Source organism: Agromyces sp. P2_B3, from assembly GCF_056404815.1.
In genome coordinates this window covers 1-14,149 of record NZ_JBFUDH010000022.1, presented here as the reverse complement: position 1 = coordinate 14,149, position 14,149 = coordinate 1, and the positions used below count along the sequence as shown (strand labels likewise).

The window sequence follows — 14,149 nt, the reverse complement described above, 5'->3', positions numbered from 1 at the left end:
CCGGCGCCACGCGTCGGGCCGCTGGGCATGCCGGCAGGGAGCCGAAGCCCGTTCAGTCGGCCAGCTGCTTGCGCCCGTGCAGGATGCCGCTCACGGCCGCCACGACCGCGAACACGACGGCCACGACGGGCTGGCCCATCATCCACCACGCGATCGCCGCGGCCGAGAACACCGCGATCTCGACGAGCGCCTGGCCGAACGGATCGACCTTGAAGACCGCCTTCGGCGAGTTGAACAGCGCCCAGAGCAGGATGGCGAGCGCCGGGGCGCCGAGGCCGACGAGCACGCCCGGCCACGGCAGCGGGAACGACACGAACCCCCAGATGCCGAGCGTCACGAACGCGAAGAGCTCGAGGAAGAAGCGCAGGACGTCGTTGGGGCCGATCTTCGGCTGGGGGTCGTTCGACGGGTTCGGCTGGGCGGTGCTCACGGCATTCCAGCCTAGTTCGCGTGGGCGGCGTCCGCCGTCACCCGAACCGCCCCGCGCTCGTCCGACCTGCCGTCTGGCGGTGGCGGTCACCGGAAGATGATCGTCCGGGCGCCGTCGAGCAGCACCCGCCGCTCGGAGAACCACTTCACGGCCTGGCTGAGCGTGCGGCTCTCCTCGTCCTGTCCGATGGCGACGAGCTCGGCGACCGAGCGGGAGTGGTCGACGCGCACGACGTTCTGCTCGATGATCGGCCCCTCGTCGAGGTCGCTCGTCACGAAGTGCGCGGTCGCGCCGATGAGCTTCACGCCGCGGGCATGCGCCTGGCGGTAGGGGTTCGCGCCCTTGAAGCCCGGCAGGAACGAGTGGTGGATGTTGATGCAGCGTCCGGCGAGCGCGTCGCAGAGCTCGGGCGTGAGGATCTGCATGTAGCGCGCGAGCACCACGAGCTCGATGTCGTGCTCCTCGACCGCGGCGAGCACCCGTGCCTCGAACGCGGCCTTCGACGCGGCATCCGTCACCGCGAGCGACTCGAACGGCACCCCGTAGAAGTCGACGAGGTCGCGCAGCGTGCCGTGGTTCGAGAGCACGAGCGGGATGTCGACGGACAGCTGGCCGGCGTGCTGGCGGAACAGCAGGTCGTTCACGCAGTGGCCGGCGGTGGACGCGAGCACGAGCGTGCGGAGCTTGCGGCCGACCTCGTCGAGGTGCCACGTCATGTCCCAGCGCTCGGCCACGGGGGCCAGCGCGGCCTCGAGCTCGGCGCGCCCGGCGGGCGACTCCACCTGCACGCGCATGAAGAAGCGCCCGGTGTCGAGGCTCGCGAACTGCTGGCTCTCGGTGATGTTGCCGCGCGCCGCGACGATCGCCCCGCTCACCGCATGCACGATGCCGGGACCGTCGGTGCACGCCAGCGTCACGACCCAGTGGAACAGGTGGGAGGGTGCGGCATCCGTGGTCATCCGCCCAGAGTAGTGCGTCGGGTAGACTGGTTCGTGGTCGGCGGTCAACGCACGGCCCTGGGCGCGCACACGAGCGCGTAGTCGACCCGCGTGGTGAATGCACCCGCTGCGGGGAACGCCGTCGGAGAGACATCCTCATGTCCGTCACCGAATCCGCGCGCGTGCGCGCACCCCGACTGCCCTGGCCCGGCCTGCTCATGCTGGCCGCGGGCGTCTTCCTGTCCATCACGATCGAGATGCTGCCCACCGGCCTGCTCCCCGAGATGAGCGAGGGCCTCGGCGTCGCCGAGCCGTTCATCGGGCTGCTCGTGTCGGTCTTCGCCTTCACCGTCGTCGTCACGTCGACCCCGCTCACGGCCCTCACCAGCCGGATGCCGCGGCACGGCCTGCTCGTCGCGGTGCTCGCGGTGCTCGGGCTCACCACGCTCGCGTCCGCGTTCGTGCCCGAGTACTGGATGCTCATCGCCGTGCGCGTCGTCGGCGGCCTCGCCCACGGCGTGTTCTGGGCGATCGTCGCGTCGTACGCCTCGAGGCTCGTGCCCGCCGACCAGATCGGCCGCGCCGTCTCGGTGACGCTCGGCGGCGGCACGCTCGCGCTCGTCGCGGGCGTTCCGGCGACGACGGTGCTCGGCCAGTCGATCGGCTGGCGCCCGGTCTTCGCGATCGTCGGGGGGCTCACGCTGTTCGGTGCGCTCGCTGTCTGGCGGTTCCTCCCGCGGGTCGCCCCCGAGGCGGGTGGCACTGCGTCCCGCATCCGGCGAGGCGATGCGGCGCTCGGGTCCGTGCTGCTCGTCTGCGGCGTCACCGCGGCGACCATGCTCGGCCAGTACGCGGTCTTCACCTACGTGGCGCCGCTCATCACCGACGTCGTGGGCCTCGAGCCCGGCGCGGTCGGCCCGCTGCTGTTCGTCTACGGCGTCATGGGCGCCGTCGGGCTCGTCGTGGCCGGATCGCCGCTCGCGAACCGGCCCACCGTCGCGATCGTCGTGGCGATGGCCGTGGCGGCGGCGGCGCTCGGCGTCCTCGGGCTCGGCGCCGGCGTCGTGGCGTCGCTCGTGGCCTTCGCCGTGTGGGGGCTCGCCTTCGGCGCGATCCCGCCGCTGCTGCAGACGCGCCTGCTGCAGTCCGCGCCGGCCCGCCAGCGGGATGCGGCCAGCGCGCTCTACACGACCGCGTTCAACGTCGGCATCGGCGGCGGGGCGCTCATCGGCGCTGTGCTGTTCGAGCGGATCGGCGTGCAGAGCCTGCCGTTCGTGTACGCCGTGGTGCTCGTCGCCGTCGGAGCCGTGCTCATCGCCGACGCGGTGCGTCGGCGCGCTCGCGTCGTGGAACCCGCCGTCAGCGTTCGATGACCCCGGGCGAGGCGGGGCCGGTTCGGCCGTTCGCCGCGTAGCGCACCTCGACGACACTCGCCGCATCCAGGCGCCCGAACGCGAGGATGCGCGCCGATCCCGAGCCGTCGAGCGGCACCGTGCTCACGACGGCGCCGTCGAGGAGGAGTTCGACATCTGCCCCTGCAGCGCCCGTGACCGTGCCGTGCGCCACATGCGATCCGGTGCGGCGCAGCGCGATGGTCGGGGTCGACAGCGTGACGGTGACGGGCGCGCTCGCCAGTGACGCGTTGCCGGCGGCATCCGTCTGCGAGGCCGTGAGCGTCGTGGATCCGGCGTGCAGCGCGTCGGCGACGAGGCTCCATGCTCCCGAGCCGTCGGCGACGGTGCTCCAGGTGCGGCCGTCGTCGGCGGTCACGGTGACGGATGCCGCGGCCTCCGCGCTGCCCGAGAGCAGCGGGTCGACCAGGCCGCCTGCCGTGTCGGCGGTGAAGGCCGGCGGCAGGGCGACGTCGTCCACGGGCTCGGGCTCTGGGGTCGGCGTGGTGGTTGGCCCGGGCGGCGTTGCGGTCGTACCGCCGGGGGCCGGATCGGCGGCGGGCACGGGAGCCGGGCCCGGCGCGTCGACCAGCACGGGATCGCCGGCCGGCGGGTCTGCGGGCGCAGGCGGGGCATCCGGTTCGTGCGGCGGCACGGGCTGGGGAAGCGCCGGGCTGCCGAGGAAGGGAAGCGGCGTTTGGGGGTCGCCGGCCTCGGTGCCCGTCTCGAAGATCGCGGCCGCGGGCGCCTGGTCGGCGCTCGCCAGCGTCGGCACCACGATCATGGCGGCGACGGCGACGGCCGCGAGGGCGATCGCACCCACCCCGGCGCCGATCGCGACGCCGCTCACCCCGGCGGTGGTGGCTGCGCCGGCCGCAGTCGTGGCGGATCCCGCGCCCGCTCCCGACGCGCCAGCGCCGGACGCGCCTGCGCCCGACGCACCGACGCCCGACGCGCCTGCACCCGACGCGCCCGCGCCGGCAGCGTGTCCGCCGAGGACCGCGGGAAGGCCCGCGGCGCCGAGCGCCACGTCGACCGCGGGCGCGCCCTGCGACAGCCACGCCGAGTACGCCGTCGCGCCGCCGATGCCCGCGGCGAGCGGCAGCAGCACGAGCGCGAGCCGTGAGCCCACCTCGCGGGCCTCGGCGGCGACGATGGTGCAGCGCGCGCAGTCGTCGAGGTGCGCCTCGACGCGGGCGGTCTCGCGGCCCCTCAGCCGCCCCCGCGTGTAGCTGCCGAGCCGGTCGATGGTCCAGCGGCACTCGGGCTCGTTCGCGGCGTTCCGCAGGTGCGCCTGGATCCACGCCTGGCGCAGGCCCTCGCGGGCCCGGTACGCGAGGGCGGCCGTGGCGTTCGCGCTCATGCCGACCAGGGGCGCCACCTGCTGGGGCGACATGCCCTCGACCTCGGTGTACCAGAGCACCTCCTGCCAGCGCGTGGGCAGCGAGCGGAACGCCTGCGCGGTGGTCGAGCGGTCGAGCGCGTCGAGGCTCGCGGACTCGCTCGTCGCGGGGTCCTCGAACGACTCGAGGGTCTCGAGGTTCGTCTCGTGGCGCGCGCGACCCCAGCTCGACGCCGTGTTGCGGATGGTCGTGAACAGGTAGGGACGGAAGGCGCCCGTCGGTCCGCCGCCGGCGAGGATGGCGTCGTAGATGCGCGTGAACGACTCGGCGACGAGGTCGTCGGGATCGAGGGAGCTGTAGGAGCGCGCCACGGTGCGCGCCGAGGCCGAGTGCCGCTGCCAGAGCTCGCCGTACGCGCTCCGGTCGCCGCCACGGGTGCGCTCGATGAGCGCGCTGTCGGCCAGGTCGGTGCGCAGGGGTGGCACATCGCCTCCAGGTTCAGGTGCAGGGGTGTCATGGAAGAGACGCGGGATCGGGCCGATCATGACGCGCGTGGCGGGATCCGTTCATTCCAGCAGATTTTTCGCGAACCCGCGTCATAGATCCATGGGCAGGCCGTCTCTTCGGTGAAGGCCCTCCAGGGGGCCGACCGTACCGCCGCCTCGAGCACCCGAGCCGGGGCGGAGCCGGCGATGCCGGCGGAGGCGCCGCGATCGGGGGGTCCTGCGGCGCTGACCGGGCGGGGGTCCGGAGGCGAAGGGGAGCACGCCTCCGGACCCCGCACCGGTTTCGGCGCTCACGATGGCACGCCACGACGGTGCCCCAGGATGCCGCCCCGCACCGGTTCAGGCGAGTCGCGCGCCCGCGCCCCACACCGCATCGACGGCGAGCTCGTCGGTGAGCAGCACCGCGTCCGCGGCATAGCCGATGTCCAGTCGGCCGAGGTCGTGCGCACGGCCGATGGCGGCCGCGGGGGTCACGGTGAGTGCGCCGACGGCCTCGTCGAATGCGATGCCGCTGTCGATCACCGCGCGCCGCAGCGCGACATCCTGCGTGAGCGTCGACCCGGCGATCGAGCCGCCCTGCGAGAGCCGGGCGATGCCGCCCTCGACGATGACCTCGAGCGATCCGAGCTGGTAGACGCCGTCGTCGGACCCGGCGGCCGCCATCGCGTCGGTGACGAGCGCGACCCGTCCGGGTGCCCCCGAGAACGCGAGTCGCACCACGTCGGGATGCACGTGCACCCCGTCGTTGATGATCTCGAGCGTCACGTGGTCGGCGTGCATCGCCGCGACGACGGGCCCGGGTGCGCGATGGTGGATGCCGCGCATGCCGTTGAACGCGTGCGTGAGGATCGTCGCGCCCGCCTCGAACGCGGCGAGCGACGTCGCGAAGTCCGCACCCGTGTGGCCGATCGCCACGGCGACGCCCGCGTCGACGAAACGGGCGATCGCCTCGGCCGCACCGGTGTGCTCGGGGGCGATCGTCACCTGCCGCAGCGAGCCCGCGGATGCCTCGAGCAGCAGCTCGACCGCGGCGGGGTCGGCGGTGCGCAGCAGCGCGGGGTCGTGCGCGCCGCGGAACTCGTGGTCGAGGAACGGGCCCTCGAGGTGCGCGCCGAGCACGCGCGGGTCGGATGCCGCGACGGCGGCGATCGTGCGCAGGTGCCCTGCGAGCACGTCGACGGGTGCCGTGACGAGTGAGAGCACCGATCGCGTGGTGCCGTGCGCCGTGTGCACGGCGAGCGCCCGCGCGATCGCGTCGGCGCCCTCCTCGAATGACGCGCCGCCGGCGCCGTGGCAATGGAGGTCGATGAAGCCCGGCACGAGCGTGCGGCCCGCGGCATCCGTCACCGAGGCATCCGCGTCGATCGTGTCGCGCCAGTCGGCGCCGATGCCGCGCGCGGCCACACGGTCGCCCTCGAAGCGGACCCAGGCGTCGGTGACCGTGTCGTGGCCGCTGACGAGGCGGGCGGAGTGGATGACGGTGGTGGGGGTGCTCACCTAGGCAACGATAACGTCGTACCCGCCGTCGGTGAGGCGCTGTCGCTGGTCGGCGGTCGCGGCGGAATCGGTGATGATCGTCGAGAACAGGCGGCGGTGCCCGATCGCAGCGAACGCGCGCTTGTCGATCTTCGACGCGTCGGCGACGAGCACCGCGTGCGTGGCCCGCGACGCCATCAGCGCGTTCACGGCCGCCTCGCGCTCGTCGTGCGAGGTCGGGCCGATGGCCGGGTCGACGCCGTTCACGCCGATGAACGCGACGTCGAGGGTGATGCTGCCGAGCACCGCGTCGGCGTACGAACCGACGAGCTCGTACGAGCGGGCGTGCACCACGCCACCGGTGACGACCGTCTTGATCTGGGGCCGCATCGCGAGCTGCATCGCGATGTTGATCGCGTTCGTCACCACGGTGAGGCTCGGCTCGTGCGACGGCTCCATGATGTCGGCGCGCGACATGAGCGCGTCGGCGATGGCCGTGGCCGTCGTGCCGCCGCACAGCCCGATCACCGCGCCGCGCGGCACGAGGGCGCTCGCCGCCTGGGCGATGGCCGCCTTCGCGGCGGGGTTCTGCTGGTTCTTGTAGCGGATGGGCAGGTCGTAGGCCACGGAGTGGGCGACGGCACCGCCGCGCGTGCGGGTCAGCAGTTGCTGCTGCGCCAGCGCGTCGAGGTCGCGGCGCGCGGTCGCGGGGGAGACGTCGAGGCGGTCGACGATCTGGTCGACCTCGACCTGGCCGGCCTCGGCCAGCAGGTCGAGCACGGCGCTGAGGCGTTCGGCGCGGTTCATCCGGTCTCCTTGGAGGTCGAGGCGAACAGGGTCAGCAGTCGTGCCGCCTCTGAACGCACGGCCGCACGGCCGGCAGCGACGTACGAGCGCGAGTCTACGGCGGCGGGGTGGGCGGCGAGGTACTCCCGCACGGCGCCGGTGAACCCCGCGTTCAGGTGCGTCGACACGTTGATCTTCGTCAGCCCCGACCGGATGCCGCGCACGATCGTCTCGTCGGGCACCCCCGACGACCCATGCAGCACGAGCGGCACCGGCACCGCCGCCGCCAGCCGCGCGACGAGGTCGAGGTCGATCGCCGCCACCCGCTCGGTCATCGCGTGCGAGGAGCCGACGGCGACCGCGAGGGCGTCCACCCCGGTCTCGGCCACGAACTGCGCGGCCTCGAGAGGGTCGGTGCGGACGCCCGGGGCATGGGCGCCGTCCTTGCCGCCGATCTCGCCGAGCTCGGCCTCGACGAGCACGCCCGCTGCATCCGCTCGCTCGACCACCCGGCGGGTGGTCGCCACGTTCTCGGCGAAGTCGAGCTTCGCGCCGTCGTACATGACCGACCCGAACCCTCTCTCGATGGCGAGCAGCGCCAGCTCGGGGTCCTCGGCGTGGTCGAGGTGGACCGCGACACGCGCCGACGACGCCTCGGCGACCGCGAGCGTCGCGAGCGCGATCGGGGTGAAGGCGCCGTGGTAGCGCACGCAGTTCTCGGAGAGCTGCAGGATGACGGGGAGTCCGGCGTCCTCAGCGGCGCCCGCGAGCGCCTCCGCGGTCTCGAGGTGCACGACGTTGAAGGCGCCGACGCCGCGGCCGGCCGCCCTGGCCTCGTCGAGGATGGTGCGGGTGGGGGTCAGCGTCATCGGCGGTCCTCGTCGATCGTGGTGACGACCACCTCGTCCGCGAGGGCCGGATGGTCGGGGGAGAGCTCGCCGGCCAGCGGCATGAGCACCGCGCTCGCCGACCAGGCGGTCGCGCGGCGGGCCAGCCGGGCGCGGGCGGCGTCCGCGGCATCCGTGTCCGACCAGAGGTCGTCGCCAGCCGCGAGCTCGACGGCCATCGCGGCGACGGCGGCGTCGCCGGCCCCGGTCGCGTTGCCGTGCAGTACCCGCGGCAGCCGGGCGCGCACCGGGCGACCGCCCTCGCCGACGACGACGAGGCCGTCGGCGCCGAGCGAGACGAGCACGAGGCGGGCGCCGAGGGCGATGAGCGCTCGTGCGCCCTCGATCGGGTCGTCGTGGCCGGTGGCGGCGGCGAGCTCCTCGGCGTTCGGCTTCAGGGCGTGCGCGCCGGCACGAGCCGCCGCGAGGATGCCGGAGTCGCTCGTGTCGACGACGACCCTGGCGCCGCCGGCCGTGAGTGAGCCGACGAGGGCGCCCAGCGCGTCGGCGTCGAACCCCGGCGGCAGGCTGCCGCAGATCGCGACCACGTCGGCGGTGCGGCCGGCCTCTGCGGCGGCGTCGGCCAGCGCGGAGGCCTCGTCGGCCGAGAGCGGCGCGCCGAGCTCGTTGAGCACCGTCGCCTCGCCCGACGCGTCGTCCACGATCGCCACGCTGCGCCGGGTGGCGGCGCCGACGGGCAGCAGCCGATGCGGGATGCCGGATGCCTCCAGCTCCCCGCGGAGCTCGGCACCGGTTCCGCCGCCGCTGGTGGCCAGGGCGACCACGTCGTGCCCGGTCCCGTGGAGCACGCGCGCGGCATTGAGCCCCTTGCCGCCGGCGCGGGAGGCGCCCGCCGGCACGCGATGGGTCGCACCGGTCGTCAGGCGGCCGACGTGCCAGGTGAGGTCGAGGGCGGGATTCGGCGTGACCGTGACGATCATCGGACGACGCCGTCCCGGGCGATGAGCGCGGCGCCCAGCAGGCCCGCGTTGCCGCCGAGCTGCGCGGGCACCAGCCGCGGACGACGGTGGAAGCTGAGCCGCTCGTTCAGGCGCGAGGCGAGCGGTGCGAACAGCGCGTCGCCGGCGCGGGAGAGTCCGCCGCCGATCACGATGGCCTCGGGGGCGATGGTCGCGGCGAGCTGCGCCAGCCCGAACGCGAGGGCGTCGAGGGCGGAGTCCCAGATCTCGCGGGCGTCGGCGTCGCCGGCCTCGGCACGGGCGAGCACCTCGCGGGCGCCGTCGACGTCGACTCCGGTGCGCTCGGCGTAGCGGCGCACGATCGCGCCCGCCGACGCGACGACCTCGAGGCACCCGCGTGCCCCGCAGGCGCACCGAGGGCCGTCGGCAACCGGCGAGTGGCCGATCTCGCCGGCGAAGCCGCCGCCGAGGTGGGGCCGGCCGTCGAGGATCAGCGAGCCCGCGATCCCGGTGCCGATCACGAGCACCACGACGTCGTCGAACGCGCGGGCGGCCCCGAGGCGGTGCTCGGCGAGGCTCGCGGCCGTCACGTCGTGGTGGAACGTCACCGGGAGGCCGAGCGCGTCCACCGCGAGATCGCGGATCGGGGCGTCGCGCCAGCCGAGGTTGCTCGCGAACACCCCGACGCCGCGCTCGGTGTCGACGATCCCGGGCACGAGCAGGCCCGCCGCCACCGGGCGCGCCTCGGGGTGGGCCTCCTGCAGCTCGGCGGCGAGCTCGGCGACCCGGCCGACGACGGCCTCGGCGGTGCGCTCGCCGTCGAGCGGCGTGGGCGTCCGGCGGAGGCCGAGCACCCGCCCGTCGGCGTCGATGAGCGCCGACTTGGTGTCGGTGCCGCCGACGTCGAAGGCGAGCACGACGTCGCCCGGTCCGAGCGGCGCCGCCGCCGCGGCATCCGGGATCGCGGTCATGCCCGTCAGCCCTCGAGGATCACGGAGCGCGTGAGGTTGCGCGGCGAGTCGGGGTCGAGTCCCCGCGCGCGGGCGCGTTCGAGCGCAACGCGCTGGGCGCGCACCAGTTCGGCCATCGGGTCGAGCGTGCCCGCCTCGAAGTGCGCGCCGGTGGCGGCGACCTCGGCCGCGAGCCCGGTGGGGGCGTCGCCGAAGTGCCACGTGACCCGGTCGGGTGCGGCGATCGAGATCGGCCCGTGTCGGTACTCCATGGCGGGGTACGACTCGGTCCACGACTGCGAGGCCTCCCGCATCTTCAGCGCGGCCTCGTGGGCGAGACCGACCGTCCACCCGCGGCCGAGGAAGGTGTACTGCTCCGCCTCGACGAGCGCGGGGTCGAGGTCGGTGGTCACGGCACGCTCGGCATCGGCCACGGCCGCGTCGAGGTCCTCGCCGAGCGACGCGCGGAAGAGTGCCAGCGCGGTCGTGGCGAAGCGGGTCTGCACGACCGAGCGCTCGTCGGCGAACGGCAGGGTGACGGCCTCGTCGACGAGCCCGACGAGGGGTGAGGTCGCGTCGCCGATCACGCCGATCGTGGGCACCCGGCCGCGCAGGTGGTCGACGAGTTCGAGCACCTCGGTCGTGGTGCCCGAGCGGGTCAGCGCGACGACCGCGTCGTAGCCGCGATCGACGAAGGCCTCGGATGCCGCGAACGCGTCGGTCTCGCCGTGCCCGCCGGCTTCGCGCAGCCAGGCGTACGACTGCGCGATGAACCACGACGTGCCGCACCCGACGACGGCGATGCGGTCGCCGCGCCGGGGCAGCACCGCCTGCTCGTCGCGGAGGGACGCGGCGCGTGCCCACGTCTCGGGCTGGGACGCGAGCTCGGCTGCCATGTGCGCGCCGGGGGCGGCCTGCGCGGCGGCGGCCGCCTGGGGCGTCGCGGCATCGGTGCCGTGGGTCATGGGTGGTCCTCCGTGTCAGGTCGGCGAGAGCAAACACCATGATTGCAAATGATCGTTCATCCTGTCCAGCGATCATCGGCATGAACGCTTCTCGGAGAGCGCACTCCGTATTCCGGCCGGATATCCGCTCGGTAACGATCAGGCAACCGACTCTTGACGGCGCGGCGACTCCTCCGACATCATCGTGAGCACACCGTGACTGAAACTGATTGATATTTGCTCATTCTGGTCAGTTCCATGCACGCGGCGGTGAGACCGCCACCCGCACCGGCGCGGCGACCGCGGCGCCCGTGATCCAAGAACAGTGAGGAACCACGTATGAAGAAGTCGCTCCGCTTCGGCGCCGCGATCGCCCTCGCGGCCACCGCTTCGCTCACGCTCGCGTCCTGCGGGTTCGGCGGCGGTTCCGGCTCCGACGACGAGTCCGGTGGCGCGACCACCCTCGACCTGCTCGTCCCGAGCTACTCCGACAACACCCAGGGCCTCTGGGAGGACGTGATCACGGGCTTCGAGAAGGAGAACCCCGACATCAAGGTCAACCTCGAGGTGCAGTCGTGGGACAACCTCGAGTCGGTCATCACCACCAAGATCCAGGGTGGCGAGGCTCCCGACATCTACAACGGCGGCCCCTTCGCCGGCTTCGCGGCCGACGGCCTGCTCTACCCCGCCGAAGAGGTCGTCTCGGCTGACACGTTCAGCGACTTCCAGGACTCGTTCATCGCGAACGCCGAGGTCGACGGCACCGCCTACGCGCTGCCGCTCATCGCGTCGGCTCGTGCGCTGTTCGTCAACAACGCCCTGCTCGAGCAGGCCGGCGTCGCCGCGCCGCCCACCACGTGGGACGAGCTGCTCGACGCGGCCACGAAGATCTCCGCCCTCGGCGGCGGCATCGCGGGCTACGGCATGCCCCTCGGCTCCGAGGAGGCGCAGGCCGAGGCGGCCGTGTGGCTCTGGGGCGGCGGCGGCACGTTCGGCGACGCCACCGAGATCACGGTCGACGACCCGGCGAACCTGCCGGGTGCCGACCAGATCAAGAAGATGATCGACGCGGGCGCGACGCAGGCCGACCCCGGCTCGACCGACCGCTCGCCGCTCATGGACATCTTCATCCAGGGCAAGATCGGCATGCAGGTCGGCCTCCCGCCGACCGTCGGCCAGATCGAGGAGAACAACCCCGACCTCGACTACTCGATCGTCCCGATCCCCACGGAGGACGGCAGCCCCTTCACGCTCGGCGTGATGGACCAGCTCATGGCCTTCCAGAACGACGGCGACAAGCAGGACGCGATCACGAAGTTCCTCGACTACTACTACACGGCCGACGTCTACGTGCCGTGGGTGCAGACCGAGGGCTTCCTGCCGGTCACGAAGTCGGGCGCCGAGGCGCTCGGCGGCGAGGAGGCGCTCGCGCCGTTCCTCGAGGTCCTGCCCGATGCGCAGTTCTACCCGAGCACGAACCCCAAGTGGTCGGCGACGGATGCCGCGTTCAAGGCGCTCTTCGGCCAGATCCAGACCAAGCCCTCCCAGGAGGTCCTGACCGAGATCCAGGCCCAGGTCGACGCGGGCTGAGCCCCGCGACATCCGCTACGAACGCACCACCGGAGGGATCGGTGACCATCGAATCATGAGCACCACGACCGACACGTCATCGTCCCGAGCGGGGGCGGCCACCGGCCGCCCCCGCCCCGGCGGGAGCGACCCGGGCACCGGCAAGCGCAGGAGGAGCGGGCGCGACCTGCTCGCCTCGCTCCCGTGGATCGGGCCGGCCCTCATCCTCATCTTCGGCGTCGTGCTGTTCCCGGCCGTCGTCATGTTCTACAACTCGACGCGCGACATCTCGATCTCGGGCATCGACCACGGCTCGGTCGGCATCGACAACTACGTCGAGGTTTTCTCGTTCCCCTACTTCTGGCCGATCTTCGCGCGCACCATCGTCTGGGTCGTCGTCGTCGTGGCCGCGACCGTGCTCATCTCGCTCGGGCTCGCGCAGATCCTCGACAAGGCGTTCCCCGGGCGCCGCATCGTCCGCCTCGCGGTGATCATCCCGTGGGCGGCATCCGTCGTCATGACGACCCTCGTCGTCTACTACGGACTCGAGCCGTACTTCGGCATCATCAACAAGTTCCTCGTCGACGTCGGCCTCGTCGACACCCCCGAGGGGTACGGCTGGACCCGCAACCCGGCCACGGCGTTCGCCTGGTCGATCGTCGTCGCGGTGTTCGTCTCGCTGCCGTTCACGACCTACACGATCCTCGCCGGACTCGCGACCATCCCGGGCGACGTGCGCGAGGCGGCGAAGATGGACGGCGCCGGGCCCGTGCGCACCTACGTGAGCGTCATCCTGCCGCAGCTGCGCGGCGCCCTGAGCGTGGCCGTGCTCATCAACATCATCAACGTCTTCAACTCGCTGCCGATCCTGAAGGTGATGACCGGGTCCATCCCCGGCTACGACGCCGACACGATCATGACGCTGATCTTCAAGTACATCCAGAACCAGCACAAGGTCGACGTCGCCAGCGCGCTGTCGGTCGTCGCCTTCGTCATCGTGATCGTGATCGTCGCGGTGTACGTGAAGGTCGTCAAGCCCATGCAGGAGGTCTGACCCGTGGCCGTCACCGCCCCCGCGTTCGAGACGATCGACGCGCCCGCGGCATCCGCTCGCCGTCGCCGTTACACCGAAGACCAGGTGCCCATCGGGCGCGTGCTGCTGCGCATGCTCGGCGGCCTCATCGTGCTGGCGATCTTCATCCTCCCGTACACGATGATGTTCTTCGGCTCGGTCAAGACGAAGGCGCAGATCCGGTCGGTGGAGCCCACGTACCTCCCCACGGAGTGGCACTGGGAGAACTACATCAACATGTGGTCCACCCCCGAGACGCCGCTGCCGCAGAACCTCATCTCCACGATCGTGATCGCCGTGTTCGCCACGGTGCTCGTGCTCGGCGTGGCCATGCCCGCGGCGTACTACACGGCGCGGTTCCGGTTCCCGGGCCGCTTCGTGTTCCTCTTCCTCGTGATCGTCACGCAGATGCTGCAGCCGGCGGTGCTCACCTCGGGATTGTTCCGCCAGTTCGTCACCCTCGGCCTGATCGACACGTGGGCGGCGATGATCCTCATCAACGCGGCGTTCAACCTGTCGTTCGCCGTGTGGATCATGCACTCGTTCTTCGCCGGGGTTCCGAAGGAGATCGACGAGGCCGCGCAGATCGACGGCGCCGGACGACTCACCGTGCTGTTCCGCATCCAGCTGCCGCTCGTCTGGCCGGGCATCGTCACCGCGATCGTGTTCACGTTCGTCGCCTGCTGGAACGAGTTCGCGGCCTCGCTCGTGATCCTCTCCACCGCCGGCAATCAGCCGCTCTCCGTGGCCCTCACGAAGTTCGTCGGGCAGTACGAGACCTCGTGGCACTACGTGTTCGGCGTCTCGATCGTGGCGATCATCCCCGTGGTCATCCTGTTCATGCTCATCGAGAAGCGCCTCGTCGGCGGCCTCACGGCGGGCAGCGTCAAGTAGGGGGCGGATGCCGCGGGCCGGCGCCGCCCGCCGCCCGCCGCCC

13 protein-coding genes are annotated in these 14,149 nt (G+C 72.6%); 4 read left to right on the top strand and 9 right to left on the bottom strand.

Annotated features, from left to right (window positions below; translation table 11 throughout):
* Window positions 1–52 precede the first annotated feature (52 nt).
* Entirely contained in the window at window positions 53–430 is a 378-nt protein-coding gene (locus AC1DZA_RS18690) for a YrdB family protein (protein WP_476773871.1), read from the bottom strand.
* An 86-nt stretch (window positions 431–516) separates the two neighbouring features.
* Window positions 517–1,389: a formyltetrahydrofolate deformylase gene (gene purU / locus AC1DZA_RS18685; RefSeq protein ID WP_476763134.1), complete on the bottom strand. Its 873-nt coding sequence runs from the start codon at window positions 1,387–1,389 to the stop codon at window positions 517–519.
* Between the two features lie 137 nt (window positions 1,390–1,526).
* On the opposite strand from purU, the gene AC1DZA_RS18680 reads away from it, so the two are divergent.
* Window positions 1,527–2,741: an MFS transporter gene (locus tag AC1DZA_RS18680; protein WP_476773870.1), complete on the top strand. Its 1,215-nt coding sequence runs from the start codon at window positions 1,527–1,529 to the stop codon at window positions 2,739–2,741.
* Here AC1DZA_RS18680 and AC1DZA_RS18675 read toward each other — a convergent pair.
* From AC1DZA_RS18675 to AC1DZA_RS18645, 7 genes are all read right to left on the bottom strand, one after another.
* Window positions 2,728–4,587, bottom strand: a complete 1,860-nt coding sequence (locus AC1DZA_RS18675) for a sigma-70 family RNA polymerase sigma factor (RefSeq protein ID WP_476773869.1) — start codon at window positions 4,585–4,587, stop codon at window positions 2,728–2,730. The two genes, AC1DZA_RS18680 and AC1DZA_RS18675, sit on opposite strands and share 14 nt — an antisense overlap.
* A gap of 360 nt (window positions 4,588–4,947) precedes the next feature.
* The gene (gene nagA / locus AC1DZA_RS18670) at window positions 4,948–6,105 is read right to left on the bottom strand and encodes an N-acetylglucosamine-6-phosphate deacetylase (RefSeq protein WP_476773868.1); all 1,158 of its coding nucleotides are present in this window, start codon (window positions 6,103–6,105) and stop codon (window positions 4,948–4,950) included.
* Window positions 6,106–6,891: a DeoR/GlpR family DNA-binding transcription regulator gene (locus AC1DZA_RS18665; protein WP_159607068.1), complete on the bottom strand. Its 786-nt coding sequence runs from the start codon at window positions 6,889–6,891 to the stop codon at window positions 6,106–6,108.
* Window positions 6,888–7,739, bottom strand: coding sequence for a class II fructose-bisphosphate aldolase (locus tag AC1DZA_RS18660; RefSeq protein WP_476763596.1), 852 nt, complete (start codon window positions 7,737–7,739; stop codon window positions 6,888–6,890). The genes AC1DZA_RS18665 and AC1DZA_RS18660 overlap by 4 nt, the downstream gene beginning before the upstream one ends.
* Entirely contained in the window at window positions 7,736–8,698 is a 963-nt protein-coding gene (locus AC1DZA_RS18655) for a 1-phosphofructokinase family hexose kinase (RefSeq protein WP_476773867.1), read from the bottom strand. Before AC1DZA_RS18655 ends, AC1DZA_RS18660 begins: the two co-directional genes overlap by 4 nt.
* Window positions 8,695–9,648, bottom strand: coding sequence for an ROK family protein (locus AC1DZA_RS18650; protein ID WP_476773866.1), 954 nt, complete (start codon window positions 9,646–9,648; stop codon window positions 8,695–8,697). Before AC1DZA_RS18650 ends, AC1DZA_RS18655 begins: the two co-directional genes overlap by 4 nt.
* 5 nt (window positions 9,649–9,653) lie before the next feature.
* Window positions 9,654–10,592: an SIS domain-containing protein gene (locus tag AC1DZA_RS18645; protein WP_476773865.1), complete on the bottom strand. Its 939-nt coding sequence runs from the start codon at window positions 10,590–10,592 to the stop codon at window positions 9,654–9,656.
* A 318-nt stretch (window positions 10,593–10,910) separates the two neighbouring features.
* Here AC1DZA_RS18645 and AC1DZA_RS18640 point away from each other — a divergent pair, with 318 nt between their 5' ends.
* Genes AC1DZA_RS18640 through AC1DZA_RS18630 form a run of 3 tightly spaced genes read left to right on the top strand, consistent with a single transcriptional unit; the run spans window position 10,911 to window position 14,106 of the window.
* The gene (locus AC1DZA_RS18640; RefSeq protein WP_309977522.1) at window positions 10,911–12,161 is read left to right on the top strand and encodes an extracellular solute-binding protein; all 1,251 of its coding nucleotides are present in this window, start codon (window positions 10,911–10,913) and stop codon (window positions 12,159–12,161) included.
* A 55-nt stretch (window positions 12,162–12,216) separates the two neighbouring features.
* Window positions 12,217–13,194: a carbohydrate ABC transporter permease gene (locus AC1DZA_RS18635; protein ID WP_476762965.1), complete on the top strand. Its 978-nt coding sequence runs from the start codon at window positions 12,217–12,219 to the stop codon at window positions 13,192–13,194.
* A 3-nt stretch (window positions 13,195–13,197) separates the two neighbouring features.
* Entirely contained in the window at window positions 13,198–14,106 is a 909-nt protein-coding gene (locus tag AC1DZA_RS18630) for a carbohydrate ABC transporter permease (RefSeq protein ID WP_235934291.1), read from the top strand.
* The last annotated feature ends 43 nt before the right edge of the window (window positions 14,107–14,149 follow it).